Origin of the sequence: Gracilibacillus sp. YIM 98692, assembly GCF_010993965.1 — a bacterium.
GTDB lineage: Bacteria > Bacillota > Bacilli > Bacillales > Amphibacillaceae > Gracilibacillus.
In genome coordinates, this window is record NZ_WIXM01000003.1 from 34,721 (window position 1) to 48,764 (window position 14,044).

General features: G+C 36.6%; 15 protein-coding genes. 1 reads left to right on the forward strand and 14 read right to left on the reverse strand.

From position 1 onward, the window contains the following. Positions 1 to 424: 424 nt before the first annotated feature. On the reverse strand, positions 425 to 1,273 hold the full coding sequence (locus GHD00_RS04660; protein ID WP_163536988.1) for a glycerophosphodiester phosphodiesterase: 849 nt from the start codon (positions 1,271 to 1,273) through the stop codon (positions 425 to 427). Between the two features lie 202 nt (positions 1,274 to 1,475). Beyond that, a complete protein-coding gene (locus GHD00_RS04665; RefSeq protein ID WP_163536989.1) occupies positions 1,476 to 2,132 on the reverse strand; it encodes an SOS response-associated peptidase in 657 nt (218 codons plus the stop codon). Positions 2,133 to 2,467: 335 nt separating this feature from the next. On the opposite strand from GHD00_RS04665, the gene thpD reads away from it, so the two are divergent. Beyond that, positions 2,468 to 3,397 (forward strand): ectoine hydroxylase, encoded by a 930-nt coding sequence (thpD, locus tag GHD00_RS04670; RefSeq protein ID WP_163537196.1) that lies wholly within the window; start codon positions 2,468 to 2,470, stop codon positions 3,395 to 3,397. A 50-nt stretch (positions 3,398 to 3,447) separates the two neighbouring features. Here the strand turns inward: thpD and GHD00_RS04675 are convergent, their stop codons facing one another. The 12 genes from GHD00_RS04675 to phnG all read right to left on the reverse strand — a co-directional run bounded on the left by GHD00_RS04675 (position 3,448) and on the right by phnG (position 14,039). After that, positions 3,448 to 4,083, reverse strand: a complete 636-nt coding sequence (locus GHD00_RS04675) for an FMN-dependent NADH-azoreductase (protein ID WP_163536990.1) — start codon at positions 4,081 to 4,083, stop codon at positions 3,448 to 3,450. 194 nt (positions 4,084 to 4,277) lie between these two features. Then, positions 4,278 to 4,412, reverse strand: a complete 135-nt coding sequence (locus GHD00_RS21220; protein ID WP_276208252.1) for a hypothetical protein — start codon at positions 4,410 to 4,412, stop codon at positions 4,278 to 4,280. A gap of 275 nt (positions 4,413 to 4,687) precedes the next feature. After that, positions 4,688 to 6,100: a hypothetical protein gene (locus GHD00_RS04680; protein ID WP_163536991.1), complete on the reverse strand. Its 1,413-nt coding sequence runs from the start codon at positions 6,098 to 6,100 to the stop codon at positions 4,688 to 4,690. A gap of 273 nt (positions 6,101 to 6,373) precedes the next feature. Continuing rightward, a complete protein-coding gene (locus GHD00_RS04685) occupies positions 6,374 to 7,240 on the reverse strand; it encodes a PHP domain-containing protein (protein ID WP_163536992.1) in 867 nt (288 codons plus the stop codon). Continuing rightward, positions 7,237 to 7,692 (reverse strand): GNAT family N-acetyltransferase, encoded by a 456-nt coding sequence (locus GHD00_RS04690; protein ID WP_163536993.1) that lies wholly within the window; start codon positions 7,690 to 7,692, stop codon positions 7,237 to 7,239. The genes GHD00_RS04685 and GHD00_RS04690 overlap by 4 nt, the downstream gene beginning before the upstream one ends. Beyond that, a complete protein-coding gene (locus tag GHD00_RS04695; protein WP_163536994.1) occupies positions 7,685 to 8,407 on the reverse strand; it encodes a phosphonate C-P lyase system protein PhnL in 723 nt (240 codons plus the stop codon). Before GHD00_RS04695 ends, GHD00_RS04690 begins: the two co-directional genes overlap by 8 nt. Before the next feature lie 13 nt (positions 8,408 to 8,420). Next, a complete protein-coding gene (locus tag GHD00_RS04700; protein WP_163536995.1) occupies positions 8,421 to 9,626 on the reverse strand; it encodes an alpha-D-ribose 1-methylphosphonate 5-triphosphate diphosphatase in 1,206 nt (401 codons plus the stop codon). Positions 9,627 to 10,135: 509 nt separating this feature from the next. Then, positions 10,136 to 10,999 (reverse strand): ATP-binding cassette domain-containing protein, encoded by an 864-nt coding sequence (locus GHD00_RS04705; RefSeq protein ID WP_240468594.1) that lies wholly within the window; start codon positions 10,997 to 10,999, stop codon positions 10,136 to 10,138. Beyond that, complete coding sequence (locus GHD00_RS04710; protein WP_163536996.1) at positions 10,981 to 11,856, reverse strand: alpha-D-ribose 1-methylphosphonate 5-phosphate C-P-lyase PhnJ; 876 nt, start codon at positions 11,854 to 11,856, stop codon at positions 10,981 to 10,983. The genes GHD00_RS04705 and GHD00_RS04710 overlap by 19 nt, the downstream gene beginning before the upstream one ends. A 34-nt stretch (positions 11,857 to 11,890) precedes the next feature. After that, a complete protein-coding gene (locus GHD00_RS04715; protein WP_163536997.1) occupies positions 11,891 to 12,988 on the reverse strand; it encodes a carbon-phosphorus lyase complex subunit PhnI in 1,098 nt (365 codons plus the stop codon). Next, on the reverse strand, positions 12,989 to 13,615 hold the full coding sequence (gene phnH / locus GHD00_RS04720; RefSeq protein ID WP_163536998.1) for a phosphonate C-P lyase system protein PhnH: 627 nt from the start codon (positions 13,613 to 13,615) through the stop codon (positions 12,989 to 12,991). Continuing rightward, the gene (phnG, locus tag GHD00_RS04725; RefSeq protein ID WP_163536999.1) at positions 13,602 to 14,039 is read right to left on the reverse strand and encodes a phosphonate C-P lyase system protein PhnG; all 438 of its coding nucleotides are present in this window, start codon (positions 14,037 to 14,039) and stop codon (positions 13,602 to 13,604) included. Before phnG ends, phnH begins: the two co-directional genes overlap by 14 nt. Between the last annotated feature and the right edge of the window lie 5 nt (positions 14,040 to 14,044).

The window sequence follows — 14,044 nt, forward strand, 5'->3', positions numbered from 1 at the left end:
CATGAAATCAACATTTCCAGAACTTCTTTTTACACATCAATAGAAAAGCTTACTAAGCTGCGGAAAAATGCGAGACTCCTGGGGGAAGAGCAGCTTCCAAAGACCCCACAGGATGCACCTGCGTCTTCTAGTAAAGCTTCGTAGTAGGCTTCCTCGGTGCAAGGGAGCAAAGGGGTTATTTCAAGTAGCCCCTGGCTGAGGTGCTGCCCCCCCCGGAAAGCGAGTGTTTTTCCGCAGCGTCGATTAAGCACTCATCGTGAAACGAGTTTTCAAAAGTTATGTCGTAGTATATGGATTATGTGTACTATTTTATTTACTCCCTAACGTGCATAGAAAAAAACCATGAAGAGTTTTCTCCATGGTTTTTCTTGTTCATCATTCCTTACGGTGAACAATCGTAAAACTCCCTTATGGAAGTCTCTCCTTATAGTGGATTCTCTATTAACACGTGTTCTTCTAAAAACCAGTCATTGTAATCGGTTACAATAGAATCTACACCTAAATAAATAGCTTTGTTTAATTGAGGTTTTTTCTTTAATGTCCATGTCAAGACTTTTAAATCTCTTTGATGTGCTTCGCTTACTATACGCTCTCTTAAAAGTTTAATATTGTAGCCGATATATGACATGTACTCGGAAATTTCATCCCATTCGTTTGTGGAAATGGGATGTTGTTTTCTTGACACCAACAGTCCGACCTCTACATTTGGCAAAAGATAACTGATTTTTTTCATTGATTCAAAATCAAATGATTGAATAAAAATTTGACTATTTGGGTAGTCTTTGACTATGTTCGCTACCTTTTCTTCTATTCCTATATATAGTTCAGGATACTTTATATCGATGACAATTCCTACCTTGTCATGTAATTCTTCTAACAATTCATTTAATGTAATAATTCTCTCTTCTTTGTAATCAGCATGAAAATGGCTGCCAACATCCAATTGTTTTATTTCTTCAAGGGTTAAATCTTTGACTTTTCCCTTGCCATTTGAAGTTCGATTTACGGTTAGATCATGTATAATCACTAACTCATCATCTTTTGTCACATGAACGTCGACTTCAATAAAATCAGCACCATAATCGACCCCTTTTTGGAATGCAGACATGGTATTTTCTGGTGCTTGATCTGATGCACCTCTATGGGCGATAGTTTTCACACCCTCAAGTGTAACAACACTTTCCACTGGATTGTTGATAAAACCTACTGAAAAGATAAGACTGACTAATAAGACGGTAATAATAACGGATACTTTTACTTTTCGCATTTTCATATAAATACAAATCCCTTCTACTGCTGCTCAACTGGTTGTCCTACCTTTATTGTATAATGAAAGCGCTTTACTTTCAAGAGAATTTGGGTATATGGATTCATTTTCTTTACTTCATATTATGAACAAACGCTCTAAAGGTGTACTTTTGAGCCAAAAAATTTTTAACATACACAGCAGTAGTCAAATGGGGAATGTACATTATTCAAACTTTTTCAATGAGACTTTGGTCATTATTCCCTGGATTATTAACTGCTTTAGAAACAGGGTGTGCTGACATGTCGTTAGCAGAGTAAGGCATTAATAGACTTTTTAAATATTTACGATCTTCTACTTCCTTATCAAGCCAATATTTCCGTTTTTCTTCCTCTAAAATAACCGGCATCCGATCATGGATAGAAGACATTAATTGGTTTGGTTTCGTTGTTAAGATCGTGCAAGTCACGATTTCTTCTTTATTATGTCTCCATCTATCCCATAGGCCAGCAAAGGTAAACACATTGCCGTCATTCACCGTGATTCTATATGGGAACTTTTCCTTTCCAACTCTTTTCCATTCATAAAAACTATCCGCGATGATCAAGCACCTTCTGCGAGATAATAACCTTTTAAAAGACGGCTTTTCATCTACGGTTTCACTGCGAGCATTGATCATTTTATGGCCTATTTTAAGATCTTTGGCCCAACTAGGAATAAGTCCCCATTTTAAAAGGCCAGCTTTCCTGCCATCATCTGTGCCAACTACAGCTAAAACGTGCTGTGCTGGTGCAATATTATAGCTAGGTTTCCATCCCTCTATTCCAATTCCTAATTCTCTTTCTATTAATTCTGTTGAAGTTGCTAATGTAAAACGACCGCACATTTTTACTCCTCCTTTTACAAGTATTATCATCTTATCCGATACGGCTTATTTCCATTCTATTACTAGCATATCTCCCCATTACAGTTCTATTTTCAAATATAGTCTAAGCGCAGCACACCTTCTCATTTATCCCCAAACATTTTTCACAAAAGAAGGAGGTTGAAGGAGATATATTGTAAAAAATCGAATAATCAGTATGTGATTAGGCTTGATTGTTCTTGATTCGCTTACATTTGCTTACATTTAGTGTGATCAGGTTTGAGTTTCCTGCCTTGGATTCTTATACTGGTAGTGCACAACAAAATATCACTTTTTTACAAAGGAGTGGATGGATGATGGTAGATTTATACCCTTCTAGAGTAAAAGGCAATCCTTCTATTTTGGAAAGGAAAGATCCCGTAATTCATGACTCCACGGAAAAAGATGGGCCTTTAAGCCAGCAACAACTAGATGATTATGAGAAAAATGGTTATCTATTTTTACCGAACTTATTCTCAGGTGAAGAGGTAAAAGTTTTACAACAAGAATTAAAACGTAATATGGATCAAAACAAGGGATCTAATGAACCACATATAGTAAAGGAATCCCAAAGTGAAGAAATTCGCTCTGTTTTTGATGTTCACCAGAATGATGAATTCTTTCACCGTTTATCTTCCGAAAATCGAATTGTTCACATTGCAGAGCAACTTCTCGGCAGCCAGGTTTACATAAATCAATCAAGAATTAATTTTAAACCTGGCTTTAAAGGAAAAGATTTCTATTGGCATTCCGATTTTGAAACTTGGCACATGGAAGATGGAATGCCTAATATGAGAGCGGTAAGCTGCAGTATTATTCTTACCGATAATTATCATTATAATGGGCCTTTATTATTAATACCAGGATCTCACCGTTATTATGTACAATGTATTGGAGAAACACCTGAGAATCACTTTGAACAATCATTAAAAATGCAAAACATTGGTGTGCCAGATCATGATAGTGTTCATTGGTTGTTAGAAAAAGGCGGCAAAATTGATAGTGCGACAGGTCCTGCAGGCTCTGTTCTATTCTTTGAATGTAACACCATGCATGGATCTAATAGTAATATTTCACCAATGCCTCGAAGCAATGTTTTCTTTGTATTTAATAGTATAAAAAATCAATTGGTTGACCCATTTGCAAATGTTTCACCACGTCCAGAATTTATAGCGAATCGAACAAATATTAAGCCAATTGAGCCTGTTGCAATGGACTTAACTAAGAAAATTATTGCTGCATCATAATAGAAAAAAAGCTCAACATCCGTCTTAGGATGTTGAGCTTTTACTATTTATTAGAATGTTTGTGCTAGTTCTGTTGCGCGTTTGATACCATCGTCTTTAATTTGTTCTGCTTTATCCGGCATAGCATTATGCCCTTCGATAAATAGTCCTTCAAAGGATGGAACACCAAAGAAGTTCATCACTGTATTCAAGTAACGATGGCCCATTTCCATTCCAGCAGCAGGACCTTCTGAATAAACACCGCCACGTGCCTGAATGTGTAGAGCTTTTTTATCTGTTAATAGACCAACTGGGCCTTCTTCTGTATATTTAAAAGATTTTCCTGCAACAGCTACTGCATCAATATAAGCTTTCATGACTGGTGGGAAAGAGAAATTCCATAATGGTGTCACAAATACATACTTATCCGCTTCAATGAACTGTTCATTTAATTCAGCTAAACGGCCAACTTTTTTTTGTTCTTCCTCAGAAAGGTCATCAAATCCTTGTCCTGATTGAAGTTTACCCCATCCTTGGAATACATCCCCATCAATAAATGGTACGTATTCTTTGTATAAATCAATGTGAGTAACCTCATCGTTAGGGTTTACCTCTTTATATGTTTCAATAAAAGATTTTGCAGCAGCCATACTAAATGATTGCTTCTCATCGTTTGGATGTGCTGTAATATATAATACTTTTGCCATATTTCCTCATCCTTTTCCTAATATGTTGTAATTTATCTCGAATTAAAGATAATTTAAGCACAAAATTATACTAAATGATAAGACTACTAAAAGTCAATCTATTAAACTCAGAAAGGTTCCAAGAAACTATATCTTTTATAGTAAAAAAGAGCTGTCCTAGAAGACAGCTCCCTGATATTTTTGAGTCATTTCGTTTAATTTGGCTGGTATGGGTTACCACATAAATTTTTTCGTACTTCTTTTGTAATGTTGATTGGCTTAGACTGCTCCATCACTTTGTTTCCATTTAATGGACCAGATCCATCATAATAAATCGGCTTCTGTTTCATTTACCAATCCTCCTCTTTTCTTCATATTATATATGAAATCGCATACATATTCTAGAACAAAAAGAAGAATGCTGTGAAATTTGCAAAACATTCGTTCGTATCCCCTACTGATGGAAGTTTCTCTTTATTACGGTGAACAACCGTCCGTAAAATCCCTTTTTCTAGACTTAGAATTATAAGAAGGATAAGTGGGGGATAGCGGACGGTAGCACCCTGATAAGTTTCGCTAACCATCAGTGGGAACTCTTCATTCCCCCACTGACGGAAGTCTCTCTTTATAAAATGAAAATCCGAACTTGTATATAAACTTGTACCATGATATACAGCGTCAACCCGTATTTCCAATTAAACTGCAATCCATTTTTCACTGGATTCAAACCATTTACACTACTTAGTGCAATTAAAGGCATTATTAATGGAGATAATAAAATCGATATCGCACTCCCCGAACTAATGGCAAGGACAATTAATTCAGGTGGATAAGGTAACTGGATCGACTGTAATATACCTCCGACTAAAACCATTACAGTTAAAGGGCCAAGTCCGATAAATCCCAATATAATAATAATAAATGGAAGGAAATATAACACATTCAAAAAAGGAATGTGTTCTTGCAGCTGATAGATACCGTTCACAACAACTGAAGCAAATGCTGTTTGATTAAGAGCAAAAATTAATGTACCGGCTCCAAGCATGACGCAAAGTTGATAAGCTTGTTTGTCTACCCCTTTTTGTACAAAAAAGTGCACTTCTTTCCATAGTTTTTTCGCTCTTCCTTTAACTACATAAAAGCTTAAAATCCAAACCAATACTACAAGCGGAATGAGCACTAATAATTCTATTGTCAAAAATGCCTGCAGCACAAAAATCGAACCAAATAAGGTGATAAATAAAACCACAAACTCAATGACATTTCGAGTCATTTTACTATAATTGGTGTGTTGATGTAATACTTCATCTATTTCCGTTTGCAGTCCTGTTGTTAACGATACTCCATATCGCTTTTCATCCAGATAGGAAAAAAGAAGAGCAATAACAACGCCACCGATGGAAATCAATAATCCTTGGAAAATGGATATACCTAATGGCGCATTGATCACTTCTATCGCATAAGCAAAGCTGGGTATACTGACTACCCACATAACAGAAAGGGAAAAACCTCTGATTAATGCTGTTCCTTTATAATTTTCCCATACTTCCCCTTTTTCATCTTTTAAGATGTAGCTTGCAAATTGATACATCATGGTGATAGAACCAAATAGAAGAAAATAAGCAATGATCTGGGTAAAAGATATAATTCCAAAATAAAATTTTCTGCTTGTATCAAGTAATTTATGAGCGATACCTAAAAAGGATTCAATATAGTCCTCTTCATGAAGTACCCAACTAATCATTGGCACAACGACTAATAGGGCAATCATATTACGCATCTGTAACATGCCATTGTATACCCCGTCCATCAGCGACGTATCTGTCACTAATATAATAACAAGTCCCGCTATGACAAGACCAAATGGCATTTTAATTTGATGTATTGGTGTTTTTAATAAGGTAAAAAACAATAAGCATATCCCCCATATCACCAGAAAAATATTTCCTGTCTTACTAGGGTGAAAATAGGTTAAGAAATGGGATATTGTATATAAAATAATAGAAAGCCTTAACCCCCAATGGATAAACTGCTTCATAAATAAATCTCCTCAATGCTTTAAGTGTACGATGGACAGCTATTTTAGTATACCATTAATGAAAAGGTTCAAGCCATGGATGACGATCATTTTCTACTTTAGTTAATTGATCCTCTTCGTTAACGATCATTGGTTGGCAAGATTTACATGCGGATTGAAAGAGCCTCCCATTGCCAATAAGCTAATTTTCGGAGATTTGAGAAAGCATTAGTATTCTATTAGCTACTTTATACGGCTTTTCTTGTCTCATAGAATATAAAACTTGGATAGTCACTAAGTCTTATATTCTTTTAAGTCAAACTTCTTATTTTTCAACTCCATAAACCACTCTATCTCTGTTGGATAAGCCCCTAGAACAGATTGCGTATCACTATAAAAACCATGAAAGTCTGAACCGCCTGTTTTACATAATTGGAATTCTTCTGCTAGCTTCATTGCTTTTTTACGGTCAGTCTCATCGTGAAGTGGGTGATGGACTTCTATTCCTTGTAAACCAACGTCTACCCAATCACTTACAGCTTCGAAATTATTAAATTGTCCTGGATGTGCTAAAATCGGAATACCACCTGCTTTTTTAACCACTTGAATCGCATCTATAGCATCTATATAGCGAATAGGAATATAAGCAATCCCTGGTGATTGACCGTTCGTTCCTCTAGAAAATAACTTTTTATAAAGGTCACCAAATATTTGATTGGTATATCCTTTTGCTAGTAAAGCATGCATAATATGTTGTTTATAAACACCTGTACCGTTTTGACTATAGCTCTTTACTTCCTCCCAAGTAATATCATATCCTGCTTTGATAATCTGACAAACCATTTCATAACAAGCATGATGCCGTTTTTCTATGAGCGGTTTACATAATTGGTCGATGGCTTGGTGACCTGGAGTAACAAATACCCCTAATATATGAGCACGTCTATTACGTTTATAATCATATGCTGAAATCTCAATACCTGGTATAATTTCTATTCCGTGTTCTTTGCCAATTTGGATCGCTTTTTGTAAACCAATGGTTGTATCATGATCGGTAATAGCAAGGTGTGTTACCTCATGTTGTTTCGCTTCATAAATAACTTCTTCCATAGACATTGAATTATCGGATATATTAGTATGACAATGTAAATCTATCTTCATTCGACCAACTCCGTGACATAGCTTATGCCGTGTTGTTGAAAACCTAACGATTCATAAAAAGCATGAGCATTTTTTCTCTGTTTATTGCTTGCTAATATTAATTTATAACAGCCATTCTTTTTTGCAATATGAAGCGCTTGTTGCATCATAAACTTACCTATCCCCATGCGTTGCATATCTGGATGTACGACCACATTCTCAAGCACTCCAAATTTTAATCCGCCATGAGCAAAATTATCAATCACAATTAGGGTAAATGATCCAATGATTTCATCGTGCTGTTTGATTGTGTAAATATGATAAAAAGGGTAATTAGAAATTTTCTCAAATAATGTTTCCGCTTCTTCTAATGAGATTGGGTTTTCTTCGCCCAGTTCTGATAACAATTGAACATATACTGCTAACTCTCTCTTATACAGGGGTTGAATATTAAGTTCTACTGCACTAACCATGAGTCATCAACCTCTTTTCCATTTGTCCATTAGCAAGCATGTATGATTGATCTACTACTTCTTCCATAAAATCTAAATCATGAAAAATACCTATCATGGTTGTTCCTTCTTTTTTTAATTGTATAATCATTTCTTTTACCGATTGTTTGGACTGGTGATCTAAAGATGCCGTCGGTTCATCTAATAATAATAGTTTAGGACGTTTCACCATAGCTTTTGCCAGATTTAAACGAAGCTTTTCCCCTCCGCTAAAGGTACGAGGAAAAGAATCCCATAACGCAGAAGGTAAACGGAAATGAGTTAAAATATCTTTTGCTTTTTGTTCGGCAATATTAATATCTTCGCCCATCTCCACAATGGCGTCCATCACCATTTTTAATGCAGTAATTCTTGGCATGGCATGTAGAAACTGAGACACATAACCGATCTCATTTTTTCGAACGGCAATCATCTTTCGGTCCGACGCGCGAACTAAATCGATCATTCCAAAACGGTTTGATTGATAATGTATACAACCTTTTGTCGGTGTGTACGTACGATAAATACTTTTTAAAATAGTTGATTTTCCAGCACCACTTTCACCAGTGATGCCAACAAATTCGCCTGTGCGTATAGTAAGATTTATCCCTTTACATCCTATGATTTTTTTCTCATCATTCATTTGATTCATCTGAAACGTTTTTTCTAAGTCTTTTATGACTAATAATTCATCCATTTATACCAACCTTTCACACGTTAGACGTAGATAGTTCTTCCTCTTTTACAGGAAGTTGATAGTTCATTTCACAAATAACCTTCCCTTTTACCATCACTGTCTCTATCACAGGACGTTTACCATCTTCACTAATGAGGAGGATATCAGCGTCTTTTCCGATCTCAATCGATCCTAATTGATCCGAGATATTTAATGCTTTAGCGGGATTTAACGATACCATATTCACAGCCTGATGCAGCGGCATTCCTTGATGATATAGCTTAAAAGTTGTATGCAATAAAGAAGATGGATAATAATCAGAACAAAACATGTCGACTGCATTATGCTTTACTGCCTCTAATGCAGATAAATTGTTACTATGAGATTTCCCTAACAATGCATTAGGTGCTCCCATTACTACAAATAATCCCATTTCTTTAGCTTTCTTTGCCACTTCTAATTCGATAGGAAATTCACTAATTTGGGCATTCCAATCTTTTACCAAGGATAATTTTTCTACTGTATCATCATCATGTGAAGCTATAGGAATATGATAGTCATGAGCGAGATTGGCTAATTTTTGTAACGCTTCTGGATCTAATTTTTTTTGTTTTTTACTCTCTTGAATTAATTGTTCTGCTGCTTCCTCCGTATGATGACGGTGTGCCATTAGAAAATGCTTATGAACCTCTAAATCTCTAAATTGCCCTTGCCCTGGAGTATGATCCATGAAAGATAACTGATCAATTTGATGATCGCGTATCATTTGTTTTACTTCTTCAAACGCTGATAGATTGGTAATTTCATATCGAAGGTGTGTCTTGTGCCTAATTAGGTGCTGACCAATGGATAATCGTTTGATATCCCGAATCATTTGCAGTGCGGTGTCTGTTCTGCGAATCCATTTATTCGCATTATCTTCTAATAAGGATAACGAGTGATAAATCGTCGTAATACCTTCTCCAACTAATTTTTTTTCTAATTCATAGAATGATATTTCCATCGGTACATTGCTGTTTGGCCTTGGCTCCAACTCCATTTCGATTGCATCGCTATGGGAATCTATTAATCCAGGAATCACCCATTTTCCTGATGCATTAATATCAACTGATTGGACATTAGTAGGATTTCCTCTGTAAATCTTAGTAATCGAATTCCCTTCTATTACGATACTCCCCTGTTTAATCACTTCCGTCGGTGTCACAATATTGGCATTATAAATGGTTCGCTTTAGATGCATAAGTCACCTCGTCCTTTTTATTTCTATAAAGTCAGACTATTTTCTAAAAAAATGTAGCTATTACAATAAACCTTATGGCACAATATCCATAAACTACGCAATAACTTATCCTACTCGTCTTCAATGAGTGCTTAATCGTCGCTGCGGAAAACCACTCGCTTTCCGTGGGGAACGCTTCAGCCTCCTCACGAGCAAAAAGCGCTCGCTGCGGGGTCTTCAGACTGTTCCTTTCCCACAGGAGTCTCGTAGTTTTCCGCAGCTTGGATGGGTGCTCGTTTTAAGTGAGAAAAAAACATATTCTTACTACTCACAAACGGAAGAAATATACGTAGACTCCTGGGGGAACAGCGCGAGCTGAAGATCCCGCAGGCAGCTTGCTGCCGAGGAAGCTGAAGCCGTGCCCCCGGAAAGCGAAGTATATTTCTGGAGCAGTATTCAGAGCTTTTTTAAGGCTTATGTCGCAGTTTTGTTCTACTGTGTTATAAAACAACAAATAATGTGAAAGAAACTTATAATAAAGAATGTACTAGTTGCTGAGTGTATGCGTGGTGGGGATCTTCTAATATTTGGTCTGTTAAACCTTCTTCTACTACACTTCCATACCTCATGACCATGGTTCGATCTGCTAACATTCGAATAACTCCTAGATCATGGGATACAACGATCATGCCAACACCAAATTCCCGCTGAATGTTTCGAATCAAATCTAAGACCCTAGCCTGAACGGATAAATCCAGCCCTGTCGTTACCTCATCCAATAAAAGAATGGGCGGGTTATTCGCAAGCGCCTTAGAAATTTGCACACGCTGCTGCATACCTCCACTAAAATTTTTCGGCAATTCATCCATTCTACTTAGTGGAATCTCGACATGTTCTAGCAATTGAGATGCTCGATCCCGAATATTACCCACATGATAAGTTCCCGCTGAAATTAACTTCTCTGCAATATTTCCTCCACTAGAAAAGGACATCTTAAGTCCTAACCAAGGGTTTTGATAAACCATTCCCATTAAATGATTACGAATATATCGTTTTTGTTGTGAGGAAACTTGAAATATATTGCGCTGTCCATGTTTGTACTTGGAGATTGTGGCACTGCCAGATAAAACATCATCATCAAAATATAAACTTTTCACTAAAGAACTTTTACCTGAACCACTTTCGCCAACGATTCCAATAATTTCCCCCTCATATAAATCAAAGCTAACTTTTTTACAAGCCCAGACACTTCCACAATGAGGGCATTGATTAGTTTCTTTATCCAGCATGTCAAAAGATTCACAATGCTTGCATCCTTTTCCATATCGTTTGTTTAAATGCCGCACAGATAAAATAGGGTTTTCCTCCATATCTTTTACAGATCCCCATTCCATTCTACCTTCCCCCTTTCTTGTTGCCTTGCTTCACAGTAACCAGTATCAGAACATTGATACTTTTTCTCGCCCGAATCAGCGTCATACACTTCGTCCAAAAAGGAAGAGTCACTGCCACATAAGTGACACATTAATCCTTCAAAGCTTTCTACTTGGAAAGGATAATCTTCAAACTGTAATGGCACGACATCTGTATATGGCGGAACAGCATATATTTTCTTTTCTCTTCCTGCACCAAATAAATAGAGTCCATTTGCTTGATGCAGCTTCGGTAAGTCATATCGTGGGATAGGACTTGGATTAAATACATACCGTTGATGGACCATACAAGGATAATCCGCACCGATCGTAATATCTCCCCATTTGATAATATCTTCATACAAGCGAAGCCAAATACTGCTATATTCCATTTCCGCATGTAATCGTCTTGTAATTTCCTCTTTTGGCTCTGTTCTTCTTAGTGGTTCTGGCAAAGGTACTTGAAACACTAATATTTGATCTTTTCTTAATGGAATTTCTGGTATACGATGTCTTGTTTGTATCAATGTAGCTTGCTCTGATTGATTCGTTGTTGCTACATTCGTGCAATTTTCAACTAAACGTTTAATACTAACAGCGTTCACACTATCATCATTTCCTTGGTCGATTACCTTCAAGCGATCATTATCACCAATTAAAGAAAGAGTTAATTGTAAGCCTCCAGTACCCCAGCCTCTTCCAATGGGCATTTCTCTTGAAGCAAAAGGCACTTGACAACCAGGGATAGCAATAGCTTTAAGTGTGGTTCTTCTAATTTCTTTTTTGGACCCTTCATCTAAAAAGGCATAATTATATTCTCTTACGACTTGAAAACTCATATCGATACCGATCCTTTCTTTTTAAATTTTCACTTTAACTTTTGACTTCTATTTTTTCTTGTTCTTTCTGCGCTGTTCGGATTCGGTCTAACATCGACTGAAAAGTGGTATAATGGGGTAGTTTCAAATGGGACACAAAGCCATTTGCTTCCACACTATCAATATGCAATAATACAAACTCTTCATCTTGTGTTGGAGATGAACCAGATGTTTCTAAGCTTCGCTCTAAAATAGCCATTGCAATAGCCTTTACTTCGTTTTGACCAAATGTCATCCCATAACCGAGCATAAATTCCACATCATCTTGATCGTTCTGTGTAAAAGAATTAATCGTTTCTACTTCTGTAGTCAATATCTCTCCAATATAAATAGAATCATCATCGTCAAGTGGATATGGTATATGTACTTCTAAGTATCCTACTCGAAGCTCACCAATAGTTGGGTGTACGGCACCATAACCTCTCATACTGCTATATGCTAAAGCTGTCATCGCCCCTGTTTCTCCTCTTGATAAAAGCTGCAATCTAGCAGATCTTGTTGTTGGGAAGTTCAATTTATCTCTAGTAATATCAAAAGGTATTTGATCGTCTGATGTTCTTTCTGCCATTAAGCCTTGTTCTCGTAATAGATCTATCACCTTTTGAAATTTTCCTGATGAAGAAGCGTTCTCTATCTCCTTTTCCCCCAAGCCAAGTCTTTCTAAAAACTCCTTTACAGCACCTTTTTCATTTCGCATATCAAAATTTAACAACCGGTGTGTGTAGTCATATGTGGGGCCAAGCATTTGTCCACCAGGAATGTCTTTAAAGGAAGAAGAGATTCTTCGTATCACGCGCATATCACCGGGCTCTATTAGACGAGAATAATAATTCCTTGGTAATGTAGAACGATAGGCACGTAGAAGGAAAGCAGCCTCTGCTGGGTCACCTTCTGCTTGCTTTAAAGCTATGGCAGCATATTCTGGTGCATAAAGCCCACCTTCTCCCATTACTCGATCTATCAGTAATCGTAATTGGCTCTGAATTTCATTTGTTTCTAAAGCCTTCTCCGCATCTTGCAATCGATACTGATCAACCAATTGATTCGCCTTTTCAATCGCCCTTTGCCCTCCGGTAACCGCTACATAACCCATTTAAACTCCCTCCGTTTCCACAACAGTTGTTCTAGGAATCGCAATGAATTCTCCAGATTCTGTTGTAAAAATGAAATCTACTCCCATTGGATATTCAGAGTTAAGACTTTCTCTAAATGTAAACCACGAATTTGATATGCCATTCATATAACAGATGGAGCTGCCATTAATTCCAGGACCACTAAGTTTTAATATGTTCCCGTTGCTTTTATTGCTTGATATATTGTCGACCCGAATGATCAGTGTTGCACTATTGTATGGTTCTTCTAATGACCCTTTTTTGACTTTCTGTAATAGTTGTGCTATTTCTGCTTCATTTAATAACTGGTTTACAAAAAGATAATCCGCTTGTTGTATCGTTTCCGGCTCACTGAATGTCTGCCATTTAATATAATGGTTCCATTCTTCCTTATCATTTGTCATAAAGTGAAAAGATGCTTCCTTATCTAATAAAGTAAGTGCTATAGCTAGAAGAGACGCACCTTCTTTTGAAATAGCTGATAATTTTTGTGCAGATTTCTGAATTGATTGTATGCTGCCTGGTCGTGCCATGCCACCTAATAATTTTCGATAAATTTCTTGTGTATCACTCGTTACATCAAATGGATTGTTATTAGCTTTTATCATTGTAATCCTCCATTGTATTAAAATGTACTTTTGTTTGATTCACCATTGCTAACTCTTTTTGTTGTCGTTTATCTATATTTTTCTCTTCCTGTAAAAGTAGATGGAACCAATCTTTCGTCATCGGCAAATTACTGTTCATCGCAGCATCTATAATGGCAATTTGATAGGCAGTTTCCGCTTTTTCTCCCATAATTACACTCATTCCAAATGTGCCATTAATGGAAACCGTACATTCCGTAACAAGTACTTCTCCCATATAGAATGGATTATTCGATATCGAATCTTTTACTTTAACCATAGTTAATCCTGTTTGAGGTGGTTTTTCTGTTTGTATAAGGTAATTATTTTCCACTTGTGACGCTAAATCTTTTATTAATTGAGAATCTCCCTCTATGAGTATTTTTGTTAATCTAGATTTTTTCATAATAG

Coding starts and splice junctions, on each gene's coding strand:
- GHD00_RS04675 (WP_163536990.1), bottom strand. CDS start 4,083: ATGGCAAAAGTATTATATATTACAGCACATCCAAACGATGAGAAGCAA.
- GHD00_RS04690 (WP_163536993.1), bottom strand. CDS start 7,692: ATGGTTAGTGCAGTAGAACTTAATATTCAACCCCTGTATAAGAGAGAG.
- GHD00_RS04700 (WP_163536995.1), bottom strand. CDS start 9,626: ATGCATCTAAAGCGAACCATTTATAATGCCAATATTGTGACACCGACG.
- GHD00_RS21220 (WP_276208252.1), bottom strand. CDS start 4,412: ATGAAACAGAAGCCGATTTATTATGATGGATCTGGTCCATTAAATGGA.
- phnG (WP_163536999.1), bottom strand. CDS start 14,039: ATGAAAAAATCTAGATTAACAAAAATACTCATAGAGGGAGATTCTCAA.
- GHD00_RS04685 (WP_163536992.1), bottom strand. CDS start 7,240: ATGAAGATAGATTTACATTGTCATACTAATATATCCGATAATTCAATG.
- thpD (WP_163537196.1), top strand. CDS start 2,468: ATGGTAGATTTATACCCTTCTAGAGTAAAAGGCAATCCTTCTATTTTG.
- GHD00_RS04695 (WP_163536994.1), bottom strand. CDS start 8,407: ATGGATGAATTATTAGTCATAAAAGACTTAGAAAAAACGTTTCAGATG.
- GHD00_RS04680 (WP_163536991.1), bottom strand. CDS start 6,100: ATGAAGCAGTTTATCCATTGGGGGTTAAGGCTTTCTATTATTTTATAT.
- GHD00_RS04665 (WP_163536989.1), bottom strand. CDS start 2,132: ATGTGCGGTCGTTTTACATTAGCAACTTCAACAGAATTAATAGAAAGA.
- GHD00_RS04715 (WP_163536997.1), bottom strand. CDS start 12,988: ATGGGTTATGTAGCGGTTACCGGAGGGCAAAGGGCGATTGAAAAGGCG.
- GHD00_RS04660 (WP_163536988.1), bottom strand. CDS start 1,273: ATGAAAATGCGAAAAGTAAAAGTATCCGTTATTATTACCGTCTTATTA.
- GHD00_RS04710 (WP_163536996.1), bottom strand. CDS start 11,856: ATGAGTTTTCAAGTCGTAAGAGAATATAATTATGCCTTTTTAGATGAA.
- phnH (WP_163536998.1), bottom strand. CDS start 13,615: ATGATAAAAGCTAATAACAATCCATTTGATGTAACGAGTGATACACAA.
- GHD00_RS04705 (WP_240468594.1), bottom strand. CDS start 10,999: ATGGAATGGGGATCTGTAAAAGATATGGAGGAAAACCCTATTTTATCT.